Below are 12,877 nucleotides of genomic sequence, written 5' to 3'. Positions count from 1 at the left end.
AAGTGAAACCTGCGCGGGATGGCCCCGCGCAGGGTGTTCGCTTGCGCGCCTCTCAGGAGAGGTCGTCCTGGCCGACCACGGTCGAGCTGAGATCGCCGCCGACCACCGTCATGTCGACGGTGTTGCCCAGGATGTTCGCACCCATCACGATGCTCTGGTTGAAGGCCGTCGTATCCAGGATCGCATCGGCCGAGGCGGTCGAATAGCCGGTGACATAGCCGTCGTCGCCGTTGTTCGACCCCCAGGTTCCGGCATGCGCATAACCACCGTCGCCGGACATCACCTGGCCGCCATCGCCGCCATTGCCGCTGTTGGTGTTCATGCCGTTGCCGCCGGTGGCATAGCCGCCCGTCGCGCTGGCAGCGCCGCCATAGCCGCCGGTGATGCCGCTGACCGCACCGCCGATGCCGTTGCCGGCAGCGGCATCACCATAGCCCGCGCCCGAGCCGTCCGCGCTGCCGCCATTGCCGGCCGCAGCCCAGACGGCGCCAAGGCCGGCACCGCCCGCATCGCCCGAGGTGGCATCGCCGGCCATCGCCGCCGCGGCCGAAAGGGCTGCGCCGATCCCGGCACCGATGCCGCCATCGCCGCCCGCAGCGCCCGCGCCGCCGTCACCGCCGTCGCCGGTGGTGCCGCCATTGCCGCTGTCGCTGTTGACGCCCACGCCGATAAGGCCAAGGCCAAGCGCACCGGTCGGGCCGGCATCGGCCGCGCCGCTGTCGCCGCCCGCACCGCCCGAGCCGCCGGAGCCGCCAGGGCCGCCAGGGCCGGCGCCAAGCGCGCCCGCCAGGCTGCCGGCACCCGCATCGCCGCCATTGGCGTCGCCGCTCAGGCCGGCCCCGATGCCTGCCGCAAGGCCGCCCGCGTCGCCGCCATTGGCCGTGCCGCCCAGGCCGACGCCCAGGCCGACCCCCAGCGCATCGCCGCCGGAGCCGGAACCGCCGGTCGCCGCGGCACCGCCGCCCGAGCCGCCATGGGCGTCGCTGCCGGTCGCAAACGCCTTGCCGCCATCGGCATCCGCATCGCCCGAACCACCGTCGGCGCTGCCGCCGGCACCGCCTCCGCCGCCCTCACCGCCGGCATCGATGCCGCGCTCGGCCGTGGCCGTGCCGCCATAGACGCTGCCGTTCTGGTTGAAGTCGGCATTGTTGGTGACGGTGGGATCGCTCAGGTCGTCCTGATCGTTCATCGTCGCCGATTGCGGAATGATGATGCCGGTATCGTTGCCGCCACCGTTCAGGGCATTGTTCAGCACATTGCTGATATTGATGTCATCGGTGCCGATGCTGATATTGCCGTCACGGTTGACCAGCAGGTCGCCCATGCTGCCATGCATGTTGTCCAGGTCGATGTCGGCATAGTCGTTGTCGGTCGGCTCCCATCCGTTCAGATCGAGGCCCACGCTGACATTGGTCGAGACGTTGGTCTCGACATCGGTGTTGTTATAGGCCGTGTTCACCGCCTTGTTGTAGGCATCGTTCGTCGCATCGTTATGCGCCGCGTTGCTGGCGTCGTTGTCGGCCGCGTTCTTGGCGGCATTGCCGGCAAGGTTGCCCGCCACATTGCCCGCAGCGTTATAGGCAAGCGTCTCGGACGAGCTGCTGTTCGCATTGGCATTCGCATTCGCGTTGTCGTTCGCGTTGCTCTGGCTTTGATGCTGGCCCTGACCCTGGTCTTGGCCCTGTCCCTGGCCCTGATCCTGGTCTTGGCCCTGGTCCTGACCCTGGGCCTGCTTGTTCAGCTGGCCCTGGCCTTGCCCTTGGCCCTGTCCTTGACCCTGGCCCTGTCCTTGGCCCTGCTCTTGATCCTGGTCCTGACTGTCGATCGGCCAGGCAAAGAGGTTCATGTTACGGCTGGCAACCATCGTCGTTTCCTCCTGTCAGAGGCGGGTGAGATGCGGCCAGATCATTCGCAAGCCCGCTTGCCCGCCCGGTTCCGGTGGATGAAAGGCAAGCCGGTCCCGGTCGCCGGGCCAACGCCCACCGTCACGACGGCACGACCGTCCTCGACCTGCTGCGGATACGGAATGGCGCACGCCACCTCGCGCGGCACCCGTCCGGCCGGCGCGGGAATGCCCCGTCCAGCCTGCAAGAAGGCTACGCCCCGCCGACCGATTCGGCCTAGCCGCACGAAAAGGCTAAGCCGGGACAGTTCGAATTCAGGGGAAAGCCACCCCCGGGGGTCTAGCCAGGCGGCCCTGTCCGCACCGCGCATCGCCCGAATGGATTAATCCGTTTCGCCAGGGGAAGCGGCTTTGCCCCGGCCGTGGCGCCCGGCAGGGACAGGTTCCGCCGCGATCACTCTACCCTGGATGGAAAAGCTTGGCGGCCTTACAACTAACTCCCTGCAATTCCTGCATTTATGATGCGCTCTCGCTTTCGGGAACGGCGGCGATTTGCTATGGTGAACAGATCGGTCCGCTTGGGAGAGCCGACCGATACGGGGGAAAAGACCATACGCAAGAAGGTAGGAATGACATGAACATGGCATCTTGCGATGGCGTATCCAGTACAATTCATACGCTGTCTGACCAGCCTGCGCGTGGAACGGCGGAGATTCTCTTCGTCGGGACGCAATGCAATTTTTCACATAGCCTGATTTCGGTAACCAGCCAGGAACTGGGACATATCACCGTCGCCGCTGCATCATCCTTCAACGATTTCCGCAGCCTGTCCGAACTGACCCATGAAAGGCCCACGCTGCTGGTCCTGGACGAGCCGACGATGCGCGGCCTGACAAGGGAGGATCGCACCTATCTGCTGGGCCTGACCGACATGGCGCTGGCCGTCGCCTTCTGCACCGGCGCCTTCGGGCGCGCCTGTTATGAGGATGAAGAGCTGCGGCGGCACGCAACCAGCATCTTCCCGCTGAATGTCCGGCTGGACGTATGGCTTTCCGTCATCAAGCTGGTCGCGCATGGCGGCAACTACATCTTTCCCGAGATCATCTCGCCGGTCGGGGTCGCGATGCCGGTCCCGGCCACGGACGAGCTTGGCCTGACCCGGCGCCAGCAGGACGTGCTGCGCCTGGTCGCCGACGGCCAGTCGAACAAGCGGATAGCCCTGAGCCTGGGGCTGTCGGTCCATACGGTCAAGCTGCACCTTCGCAATGCCAGCCTGCGGCTTGGCGCGCATAACCGCACCGAGGCCGCCATGCGCTATCGCGCCTTGCGATCGTGACCGCGCCGCCGCCGATACCGGGGGCCGCGGCGGCCGAAACCGACCTGGATGCGGTGCTGCTGCGCGTCGGGCGGCTGAACTATGCCTGGAGCAATACGGAAAGCCTGCTGATCCACATGCTGGCCGGGCTGACCGGCATGGACAAGGGCGCCGCCGTCGTGGTCTTCCTGTCGGTCTCCTCGACGCGCGGCCGGATCGAGATGGTCGAGCGGCTCGCGAAACTGCGCCGGCCGGCCGGAGAGGAACAGCGCGAACTGCTGGAACTGACGGCGCGCTTCGCCAGGCTCTCCGCCGTCCGGCATCGCTACAACCACAGCATCTGGTCCTTTCAGGAGGACGGCTCGGTCTCGACGATCCTGATGCGGATCGCCGACCGACGCGACCGCATCCACATGGGCAGGAAACAGGCCCTTGGCAACGACGAGATGCTGCGGCTGGACCGGGACCTTGAAATGCTGTCCCAACTCAACCGCAACATCTGGCGCTTCCTGCTGAAACACGGATACCCGGTCGACTGAAGGGGCGGCCATGCCTTCCGGCCGCCCTGCACCGTCCGGCGCCAATAGGGAAAAGGCGGCGCGCCATGGGCGCGCGCGCCGCTGCGTCAGGTCTCGATGAACTCGCGCACGAAGGGCGTCGCCGGACGGGCACGGATGTCCTGCGGGCGGCCGACCTGCTCGATCCGGCCCATGGACATCACCACCACCAGATCGGCCAGTTCCATCGCCTCGTCCTGGTCGTGGGTGACGAAGACCGTGGTCAGGCCGGTGCTGTCGTGGATCTCGCGCAGGCCCTGGCGCAATTCCTTGCGCACGCGGGCATCCAGCGCGCCGAAGGGCTCATCGAGCAGCAGCATGCGCGGCTCGATGGCCAGCGCACGGGCCAGGGCGACGCGCTGGCGCTGCCCCCCCGAAAGCTGGCTGGGAAAGCGCTTTGCGATCTGCGGCAACTGGATCAGCTCCAGCAGCCTGGTCACGCGCCGCTCGATCTCGGCCTGGGGCGGACGGGTGCGGCGCGGACGGGCGCGCAGGCCATAGGCGATGTTCTCGAACACGGTCATGTGCCGGAATAGCGCATAGCTCTGGAAGACGAAGCCGGCGCGGCGTTCCTGCACGGAAAGCCCGGTCGCGTCCTGACCGTCAAAAAGCACCCGGCCAGAGGTGGGGAACTCCAGCCCGCCCAGGATGCGCAAGAGCGTGGTCTTGCCCGAGCCGGACGGCCCCAGCAAAGCCACCAGCGCCCCCGAGGGGATGGCCAGGCTGACCGGGTGCAGCGCGGTGGTCGAACCGAAGCTTTTGGCGATTTCGTCGATTTCGATATGCATGATGAACCTCGACTGTTCAGTGCCGGCGACCGGCGGCAAGCTGGTCGGCATGGCGCCATTCCAGCAGGGTCTTGAGCGCAAGCGTCAGCAGCCCCAAAGCTGCCAGCACCGCGGCCAGGCTGAAGGCGGCGACCGAGAGATATTCGTTGTAGAGCATCTCGATGGTGATCGGCATGGTGGCTGTCTGGCCGCGGATCTTGCCCGAGACCACGGCCACGGCGCCGAACTCGCCCATGGCGCGGGCGTTGCACAGCAGCACGCCGTAAAGCAGCGCCCATTTGATATTGGGCAGCGTCACGGTCAGGAAGGCGCGCCAGCCCGAGGCGCCCAGCGTCAGCGCCGCCTCTTCCTCGGCCCGGCCCTGCTCGATCATCACCGGGATCAGCTCGCGCGCGACGAAGGGGAAGGTGACGAAGATCGAGGCCAGCACGATCCCCGGCAGGGCGAAGATGATCGGGAAGCCGCTGGCGACCAGCCAGCCGCCGATCAGGCTGTTGGTGCCGAACAAGAGCACCAGCGCCAGCCCCGCCACCACCGGCGAGATGGAGAACGGCAGGTCGATCAGCGTGATCAGGAAGGCCTTGCCGCGAAAGTCGAACTTGGTGATCGTCCAGGCGGCGGCGATGCCGAAGACGGCATTCACCGGCACCGAGATCGCCGCGACGATCAGCGTCAGCCGGATGGCCGAGGTCGCCTCGGGCCGGGTCAGCGAGGTCACGGCCTGGGCCGCGCCGCGCGCAAGGGCCTCGGCAAAGACCACGGCCAGCGGCGCCACGACCAGGATGGCCAGCCCGCCCAACGCGGCGGCGATCAGGAGGATGCGGGTCAGCCGGCTTTCCTCGGTCGCCGGGCGCCATTTCGCGGGCCGGCCCGCGGCGGCGGGGGTGGGGTGCAGCGCGTCGTCAAACATGTCCGATCCTCCGCCGGCTCCAGATCTGGATCAGGTTGATCGCCAGGAGCATGCTGAAGGAAATCAGCAGCATGGCGATGCCGATGGCCGCCGCGCCGTCATAGTCGAACTCTTCAAGCTTGATGACGATCAGGAGCGGCGCGATCTCGGTCTTCATGGGCAGGTTGCCGGCGATGAAGATGACCGAGCCGTATTCGCCGACCGCACGCGCCAGCGACAGCGCAAAGCCGGTCAGGGCGGCCGGCAGCAGCATGGGCAGGATCACCCGGCGCAGGGTATGGAACCGCCCGGCGCCCAGCGTGGCCGAGGCTTCCTCGACCTCCTGCTCGATCTCGGCGATCACCGGCTGCACGGTGCGGGTGACGAAGGGCAGGCCAACGAAGATCAGCGCGATCAGGATGCCCCATTGGGTATAGGCGATCTTGCCGCCCAGATCCCGCGCGATGCCGCCGAAGATGCCGTTCGGCGCGTAAAGCGCGGTCAGCGCGATGCCCGCCACCGCCGTCGGCAGAGCGAAGGGCAGGTCGACCAGCGCATCGACCAGCCTGCGGCCGGGAAAGTCATAGCGCGCCAGCACCCAGGCCAGCAGCGTGCCGAAGACCAGGTTGAACAGCGCGGCCAGGAAGGCCAGCCGGAAGGACAGATACAGCGCCGCCCAGACCCTGGGCGTATTGATCGTGGCCCAGACCGCCTCGGGGCCGTAGCTGATGCCGCGGGCCAGCAGCGCGCCGACCGGCAGGATGACGATCAGCGACAGCATGGCCAGCGTGATGCCCATGCCGAGGCCAAAGCCCGGCATGGGGGATTTTTGCAAGCGAAACGCCAGCGCCATCGGTCATTGTCCCGAATAGATCTGGTCGAAGGTGCCGCCGTCGCCAAAGTGCTCGGGTTGGGCCTGTTTCCAGCCGCCGAAATCGGCGATGGTCACCAGATCCAACTCGGGAAAGCGCGCCACGTCCTCGGGATTGGCGGCACTGTCGTCCCAGGCCCGATAATAGTGCTTGTAGGCCAGCGCCTGCCCCTCGGGGGAATAGAGGAAGGCCAGATAGGCATCGGCCAGCGCCTTTTGCTCGTCGTCGGCGATGTTCTTGTCCACGATGGCCACCGGCGGCTCGGCCAGGATCGAGACCGAGGGCACGACGATGTCGAACCGATCCTCGCCCAGTTCGTTCAGCGCCAGATAGGCCTCGTTCTCCCAGGCCAGCAGCACGTCGCCGATCTCGCGCTGGGTGAAGGTGGTGGTCGAGCCGCGCGCACCGCTGTCCAGCACCGGGATATGCTGGAACAGCTCACCCACGAAGGTCTTGGGATCCTGGCCGTTCTTCTGCGCCCAGGCCCAGGCGGCCAGATAGTTCCAGCGCGCCCCGCCGCTGGTCTTGGGGTTCGGCGTGATGACCTCGACGCCTTCCTTGACCAGGTCGCCCCAGTCCTGGATGCCCTTGGGATTGCCCTCGCGCACCAGGAAGACGATGGTCGAGGTATAGGGCGAGCTGTTATGCGGCAGGCGCGACTGCCAGTCCTCGGGCAACAGGCCGCGGGATGCGATCTGGTCGATATCCGAGGCCAGCGCCAGCGTCACCACCTGCGCCTTGAGCCCGTCGATCACCGAACGCGCCTGCGCGCCCGAACCGCCATGCGAGGTCTCGATGGTCGGCGAGGCATGTCCCTCGGCCTGCCATTTGGCGGCGAAGGCGGCATTGACCTCGCGGTAAAGCTCGCGCGTCGGGTCGTAGCTGACGTTCAGCAGGGTATTGTCGGCATGGACCTGGCCGGCCAGGCCCAACCCGGCCACGGTCACCATCATCGCCACCGCACGACGCATCGGGAGGCCCAGGCAGCGGTCCCAGAATCCGGGATTCAGCGGATAGCCGGTCATGCGCTTGGTGCCGTCCTCGACCGTCATGCGGCCGTCGCCATGGCGACGGATCAAACGGCCATGGGCCAGCTGGCTGTCGGTCACGCGAATGGTGCGGATCATGTTGCCTTGTCCTCCTAGATTCTGCCTTGAGGGGATCTTCCCCATATCCGTAATTACGACAGAGTTTATCGTTTATTTCAAGAGAAAGACGTGTTCATCTATCGTTTTTTATATTATTATTTATCAATGACTTAATTAATTCATACCGGCCAGTTTAGCTTACCGGGAGTGCCGCAAGGGCTTCGCCGATCGGGTTCGACGCTCGTTTCGCGGGATTCGGGAGACAGCATCGCCGGACGCTTGCCGACGGGGGGCGCAATAGCACATCCGTGCTAGAAGCCGTCGTTTCCGCCCGGCGCTAGACTGGGCGCATGAACGAGCAGACGCCCTTCTTCCGCCGCGAGGTCGAGGCGGCCCGCCGATCCGACTGGCTGGGCCGCCCGATGCTGGTGAACGGGCCCTCGGCCGGGGCGGTGGCGCTGTTTTCGGCCGCCTTCGTCATCGCGGCGCTCTGCTTCGTCACCTTCGGGGACTATACCCGGCGGGTGCGCGTCTCGGGCGTGATCCTGCCGGCGGGCGGGCTGACCCGGCTGGTCGCACCGCAGCCCGGCTGGGTCAGCGAGCTGGCCGTGAACGAGGGCGACCGCGTGCGGCGCGGACAGATGCTTTATGCGCTGGACATCGACACCGCGACCGCGCGCGGCAACACGCAGGACGCGGTGACGGACATCCTGGAACGCAAGCGGGCCGAATTGCATCGCGCACTGGCGGCGCAGCGGGAATTCGACCATGCCGCCCGCCAGCGGTTGCAGGACCAGTTGGCCAGCCTTGGCCGCGAGCTGCCGCAGCTGCGCGCCCAGATCGAGACGGCCGAGGAATTCACCCGGCAGCTTGAGGATTTCGCCGAGCGCCAGCGCCGCAACCTCGACCGCGGCATGGGACTGGCCAGCGACTACGAATCCCGCCTGCAAGCCTTGCAGGCGCAGCGCGCCGAACTGGCCCGGCTGCGACGCGAAGAGGTGCAGCTGGCCGGCCAGCGCGACGCCCTGACTGGCGAGCTTGCCGGCTTCGCCCCCGAGGCCGAGGCGCGGCTGGCCGCGCTGCAAGCCCAGCTTCTGGATGTCGAGCAGCAGCTTTCCGAGGCCGAGGCCCGTCGCGCCCTGCGCATCACCGCGCCGCGCGACGGCATGGTGACGGCGATCATCACCCGCGCCGGGCAGACCGTGGCAGAGGGCACGCCGCTGCTGACCATCGTGCCGGACGACCAGCCGCTGGTAGCGCAGTTGGTGGCCCCCGGCGGCTCGGTCGGGTTCCTGCGCGAAGGGGCGGATGTGCTGCTGCGCTATCCGGCCTTCCCCTATCAGAAATTCGGACAATATCCGGGGCGGATCAGCGTGATCTCGCGCGCGAACCTGCGCGGCGACGAGGTCGCGGACCTGGCCCCCGCCGCCGATCCCGACAAGGGGCCCAGCCTGTTTCGCATCACCGTCGCGCCCGACCGGCCCTTCGTCATGGCCTATGGCAAGCCCGAACCCCTGCAGGCCGGCATGCAGGTCGAGGCGCATCTGCTGCTGGACAGCCGCCCGATCTGGCAATGGATCCTCGAGCCGCTGTTCGGCCTGAAGGGCGCCTTTGCCCAGGCCGCGCCGGAGCGCCCGCATGAACCATGAGCTGCTGTCCCGCCTGTCGTCGCGCATCACCAGCCGCACCCCGGTGATCCTGCAGGGCGAGGCGGCGGAATGCGGCCTTGCCTGCATGGCGATGATCGCCGGCCATCACGGCCATCGGCTGGACCTGCCGGCGATCCGCCGCCGCATCGCGCTGGCGATGGGCGGCGCGACGCTGAAGGACCTGGTGCAGCTGGGCGGTCGGCTGGGGCTGGCGACGCGGGCGCTGCGGCTGGGCATGGACGACCTGCGCCGGCTGCGCCTGCCCTGCATCCTGCATTGGAACCACCGGCATTTCGTGGTGCTGACCCGGGTGACGGGGCGCCACGCCCATATCCACGACCCCGCCATCGGCCAGCGCCGGCTGCCGCTGGACGAGGTCTCGGCCGCCTTCACCGGCATCGCACTGGAGGCCTGGCCGACGGGCGAGTTCCGGCGCTGCGACGAACGCGCCCGCATCCGCCTGACCGACCTGGTGCTGCGCACCGCCGGCATCGGCCGGGCGGCGGTGCGGGTGCTGGCGATCTCGGCGCTGATCGAGATGGTGACCATCGCGCTGCCCATCGGCTTCCAGCTGGTGCTGGACGAGGTGATCGTGGCGGCCGACCGCGACCTCTTGACGCTGATCGCCATCGCGCTTGCCATGCTGCTGGCCTTGCAGGTCGGCGCCAACCTGGCGCGGACATGGATCGCCATGCTGGTCGGCTCCAGCCTGATCCTGCAATGGCGGGTGGCGCTGTTCGACCGGCTGATGCGCCTGCCGCTGGGCTTTTTCGAGAAACGCCATGTCGGCGACATCGTCTCGCGGTTCTCCTCGGTGGACAGCGTGCAGCAGGTGCTGACCACCAACGCCATCCAGTCGCTGCTGGACGGGGTCATGTCGGTGCTGCTGGTGGCGATGATGTGGCTTTACGGCGGCTGGCTGGCCGCCGTCGCGCTGGCCGGCACGCTGGCCTATGCGCTGTTCCGGCTGGCCTCGTATCGCGCCTTCCGCCGCATGTGCGAGGAGGGGATCATCCACGCGGCCCAGGAAAGCACGCATTTCATGGAATCCGTGCGCGGCATCGCCAGCGTCAAGGTGCTGGGCCTGGAACCGCGCCGCCGCGGCACCTGGATCAATCATCTGGTCGAGCGCATCAACGCCGAATTGCGCGTGCAGCGGCTGGAGACCTGGTATCAGGCCACCGGGGGGCTGCTGTTCGGGCTGGACCGGGTGCTGATCATCTGGCTGGGCGTGCGGGCGGTGATCGAGGGCGGGCTGTCGGTCGGCATGTTCGTGGCCTTCCTGGCCTACAAGGACCAGTTCGCCACCCGCATCGTCGCGCTGATCGACACCGGGCTGCAATTCCGCATGCTGTCGCTGCATGGCGAGCGGATCTCGGACATCGCGCTGGCCGAGCCGGAAGAGCCGGACGAAAAGCACGCCCTGCCCACGCCCCCCATCGCAGGTGGCGGCGCGGCGGCGCTGGAGGTGCGCGGCCTCGGCTATCGCTATGCCGAGACCGAGCCGATGCTGCTGCGCGAGCTGAACCTGACGGTGGCGCCGGGGGAATGCCTGGGCATCGCCGGACCCTCGGGCGTGGGCAAGACGACGCTGCTGAAACTGCTCTCGGGGCTGGCCGCGCCCTTGCAGGGGCAGATCCTGATCGACGGCGTGCCGGTGGGCAGCATGGGGCTGGCAGCCTATCGCGCCCGCATCGGCTGCGTGCTGCAGGACGACCGGCTGTTTGCCGGCTCGATCCGCGACAACATTACCGCCTTCGACAGCGCCGTGCCGCAGGACTGGCTGCACGAATGCGCCCGGATGGCGGCAATCCACGACGACATCATGGCGCTGCCCATGGGCTATGAAACGCTGGTCGGGGACATGGGCAGCACGCTGTCGGGCGGGCAGAAGCAGCGGGTGGTGCTGGCGCGCGCGCTGTGCCGGCGGCCGGCGGTGCTGTTCCTGGACGAGGCGACCAGCCATCTCGACAGCGCCAACGAACAGGCGATCAATGCCGCGGTCCGGCGCCTGCCTATGACGCGGATCATCGTGGCGCATCGCGACACGACGCTGGCGACGGCCGACCGGGTGCTGCGGCTGGACGGCTCGGGCGGGCTGGTCGCGGTGCCGCACGGCCCGCGCCTGCCGCTGCGCAGCGCCGATGCGCCGGTTTCGGCCGAAGGCTGAACGACTAGTGCATCTGTGCTAATGGCCAGGCCGGGGGTCGCCTGCCAGTCTGATCCTTGGGCCGAAGGCTGCACGACACCGCCGCCTTCGTCCGGCGAACCGCCGGGAAAGTCCCGGCCAGACCAGCCAAAGCGAGAGAGGAGACCCCAATGAGCCTTCGCAAGACCATCGCCGACCGCATGTCCCGGCAGGACGGCCAGCCCGATGCGCCCCCGGCCGACCTGGAGTTCCTGACCGATGACGAAATGGCCCTCGTCTCGGGCGGACAGGTCTGCTTCGGCCGCTCCGAGTTCCTGCGCGGCGACGGCCATTCCAAGACCACGACCACGGGCGAGTGCAAGTAACGGCCCGAGCAGCGCCCGGCCGGCATGAACGTCACCAAGGAGGATCGTCGATGGAAAGCCGCGAAGCGAAATCTCTGGACCTGATCGTCAAGGTGGCCGAGCGCTGCAACATTGCCTGCACCTATTGCTATTTCTTTTTCGGCGGCGATGAGAGTCACAAGTTCCATCCGCCCTATGTCAACGAGGAAACCGCCGCCGAAATCGAAGCCTTCCTGGATCGCATCACCGCCGACGGCGCGGTCGAGAACCTGATGATCTATTTCCACGGCGGCGAGCCGATGATGGCGCCCAAGCCGGTGATCGCCCGCATCGCCCGCGCCGCCCGCCGCCTGTCCGAAAGCGGCCGGGTGGCCGATCTGGGCCTGTCGATGCAGACCAACGGCATGCTGGTCAACGACGCCTGGATCCGCTTTTGCGCGGATCTGGGGATCGGCGTCGGCGTCAGCCTGGACGGCGACGAGGCGGCGAACGACCGCTTTCGCATCGACAAGAAGGGGCGCGGCACCTATCGCCGCGCGGTGCAGGGCTTTCGCCGCCTCGCGGGCGAGAACGGGGCCGGCATCGACCTGCATCCCGGCCTGCTGAGCGTGATCGACCCCGAGGGCGACGGCGCCCGGCGCCTGGAGCATTTCTCGGGCGAGATCGGCGCGCAGCGGATGAACTTCCTGCATCCCGACGGCGGCCACGACCAGGGCATCGCGCCGGCGCAGGTGGCGGGGGTCGAGAATTTCATGCTCGGCGTGTTCCGCGCCTGGGTGCGGCGGCGCGACAGCGGGCTGCGCGTGCGCTTCATCAAGGATCTGCTCGACACCCTGCTCAGCGACGAGGGGGCGCGGACCTGCCCGGATTCGGCGCGCAGGCTGTCGCGCATCCTGACGATTTCCTCGAACGGGATGCTGGGCGCCGAGGATACCGCGCGCACGCTGGACGCGCGTTTCCGCGATATCGGCCATGTGCGCGATTTCGACAGCGTGGCGCAGATCTTCGCGACGCCGGCGCTGGTCGAGATGCAGCAGGCCGCCGCCACGCCGCCCGCCGCCTGCGCCGCCTGCCCATGGTGGGGCACCTGCCGGGGCGGCACCTTCACCAACCGCTATTCGGCGCAGAACGGCTTCGACAATCCCAGCGTCTATTGCGATGCGCTCAAGGCGTTCTTCGAAGAGGTCTCCGCCTGGCTGGTGCGCGGCGGCATCCCGGTCGAGGATATCGAGCGGCGGCTGATCCTGGCCGGCGCGGCCCCCGAGGCGGTCCTGGGCGCCGCGCGGGCAGAACCCGAGCCCCTGCGCGCCTGATCGCGCATGAGCGGCCGCCGCATTGCCCTTGCACCGCAGGGGCGACTAGGCTGGATGGCGTGGACAATGG

The 12,877-nt window shown here is 67.9% G+C and carries 11 protein-coding genes; 6 read left to right on the top strand and 5 right to left on the bottom strand.

What is annotated here, in order from left to right; translation table 11 throughout:
* Positions 1-52 precede the first annotated feature (52 nt).
* A complete protein-coding gene (locus QPR87_RS14820) occupies positions 53-1,864 on the bottom strand; it encodes a hypothetical protein (RefSeq protein WP_285050043.1) in 1,812 nt (603 codons plus the stop codon).
* A 613-nt stretch (positions 1,865-2,477) separates the two neighbouring features.
* Here QPR87_RS14820 and QPR87_RS14815 point away from each other — a divergent pair.
* Together QPR87_RS14815 and QPR87_RS14810 are read left to right on the top strand one after the other, a co-directional pair.
* The gene (locus tag QPR87_RS14815) at positions 2,478-3,179 is read left to right on the top strand and encodes a helix-turn-helix transcriptional regulator (protein ID WP_011750565.1); all 702 of its coding nucleotides are present in this window, start codon (positions 2,478-2,480) and stop codon (positions 3,177-3,179) included.
* A complete protein-coding gene (locus QPR87_RS14810; RefSeq protein WP_011750566.1) occupies positions 3,176-3,697 on the top strand; it encodes a hypothetical protein in 522 nt (173 codons plus the stop codon). The genes QPR87_RS14815 and QPR87_RS14810 overlap by 4 nt, the downstream gene beginning before the upstream one ends.
* An 86-nt stretch (positions 3,698-3,783) precedes the next feature.
* On the opposite strand, the gene QPR87_RS14805 is transcribed toward QPR87_RS14810, so the two are convergent.
* The 4 genes from QPR87_RS14805 to QPR87_RS14790 are packed head-to-tail and all read right to left on the bottom strand — an operon-like array spanning position 3,784 to position 7,235.
* Complete coding sequence (locus QPR87_RS14805) at positions 3,784-4,503, bottom strand: sulfate/molybdate ABC transporter ATP-binding protein (protein ID WP_011750567.1); 720 nt, start codon at positions 4,501-4,503, stop codon at positions 3,784-3,786.
* Between the two features lie 16 nt (positions 4,504-4,519).
* Positions 4,520-5,413: a sulfate ABC transporter permease subunit CysW gene (cysW, locus tag QPR87_RS14800; RefSeq protein ID WP_104492828.1), complete on the bottom strand. Its 894-nt coding sequence runs from the start codon at positions 5,411-5,413 to the stop codon at positions 4,520-4,522.
* A complete protein-coding gene (gene cysT, locus QPR87_RS14795) occupies positions 5,406-6,245 on the bottom strand; it encodes a sulfate ABC transporter permease subunit CysT (RefSeq protein ID WP_011750569.1) in 840 nt (279 codons plus the stop codon). The genes cysW and cysT overlap by 8 nt, the downstream gene beginning before the upstream one ends.
* A 3-nt stretch (positions 6,246-6,248) precedes the next feature.
* Positions 6,249-7,235 carry a sulfate ABC transporter substrate-binding protein gene (locus QPR87_RS14790; protein ID WP_502921615.1) on the bottom strand — a complete coding sequence of 329 codons (987 nt, stop codon included), beginning with the start codon at positions 7,233-7,235 and terminating at the stop codon, positions 6,249-6,251.
* A gap of 467 nt (positions 7,236-7,702) precedes the next feature.
* On the opposite strand from QPR87_RS14790, the gene QPR87_RS14785 reads away from it, so the two are divergent.
* The 4 genes from QPR87_RS14785 (at position 7,703) to QPR87_RS14770 (ending at position 12,807) form a co-directional block, all read left to right on the top strand.
* Positions 7,703-9,001, top strand: a complete 1,299-nt coding sequence (locus QPR87_RS14785; RefSeq protein WP_285050038.1) for an HlyD family secretion protein — start codon at positions 7,703-7,705, stop codon at positions 8,999-9,001.
* Entirely contained in the window at positions 8,991-11,171 is a 2,181-nt protein-coding gene (locus QPR87_RS14780) for a peptidase domain-containing ABC transporter (RefSeq protein WP_285050036.1), read from the top strand. The genes QPR87_RS14785 and QPR87_RS14780 overlap by 11 nt, the downstream gene beginning before the upstream one ends.
* A gap of 149 nt (positions 11,172-11,320) precedes the next feature.
* Positions 11,321-11,515 (top strand): hypothetical protein, encoded by a 195-nt coding sequence (locus QPR87_RS14775; RefSeq protein ID WP_041530468.1) that lies wholly within the window; start codon positions 11,321-11,323, stop codon positions 11,513-11,515.
* A gap of 50 nt (positions 11,516-11,565) precedes the next feature.
* Positions 11,566-12,807 carry a radical SAM protein gene (locus QPR87_RS14770; RefSeq protein ID WP_285050034.1) on the top strand — a complete coding sequence of 414 codons (1,242 nt, stop codon included), beginning with the start codon at positions 11,566-11,568 and terminating at the stop codon, positions 12,805-12,807.
* The last annotated feature ends 70 nt before the right edge of the window (positions 12,808-12,877 follow it).

The sequence above is a fragment of the Paracoccus sp. SSJ genome (genome assembly GCF_030234105.1).
Lineage (GTDB): Bacteria > Pseudomonadota > Alphaproteobacteria > Rhodobacterales > Rhodobacteraceae > Paracoccus > Paracoccus denitrificans.
This window is presented reverse-complemented; position numbering and strand designations above follow the sequence as displayed.

Coding starts and splice junctions, on each gene's coding strand:
- QPR87_RS14790 (WP_502921615.1), bottom strand. CDS start 7,235: ATGCGTCGTGCGGTGGCGATGATGGTGACCGTGGCCGGGTTGGGCCTG.
- QPR87_RS14820 (WP_285050043.1), bottom strand. CDS start 1,864: ATGGTTGCCAGCCGTAACATGAACCTCTTTGCCTGGCCGATCGACAGT.
- cysT (WP_011750569.1), bottom strand. CDS start 6,245: ATGGCGCTGGCGTTTCGCTTGCAAAAATCCCCCATGCCGGGCTTTGGC.
- QPR87_RS14815 (WP_011750565.1), top strand. CDS start 2,478: ATGAACATGGCATCTTGCGATGGCGTATCCAGTACAATTCATACGCTG.
- cysW (WP_104492828.1), bottom strand. CDS start 5,413: ATGTTTGACGACGCGCTGCACCCCACCCCCGCCGCCGCGGGCCGGCCC.
- QPR87_RS14805 (WP_011750567.1), bottom strand. CDS start 4,503: ATGCATATCGAAATCGACGAAATCGCCAAAAGCTTCGGTTCGACCACC.
- QPR87_RS14775 (WP_041530468.1), top strand. CDS start 11,321: ATGAGCCTTCGCAAGACCATCGCCGACCGCATGTCCCGGCAGGACGGC.
- QPR87_RS14780 (WP_285050036.1), top strand. CDS start 8,991: ATGAACCATGAGCTGCTGTCCCGCCTGTCGTCGCGCATCACCAGCCGC.
- QPR87_RS14785 (WP_285050038.1), top strand. CDS start 7,703: ATGAACGAGCAGACGCCCTTCTTCCGCCGCGAGGTCGAGGCGGCCCGC.
- QPR87_RS14770 (WP_285050034.1), top strand. CDS start 11,566: ATGGAAAGCCGCGAAGCGAAATCTCTGGACCTGATCGTCAAGGTGGCC.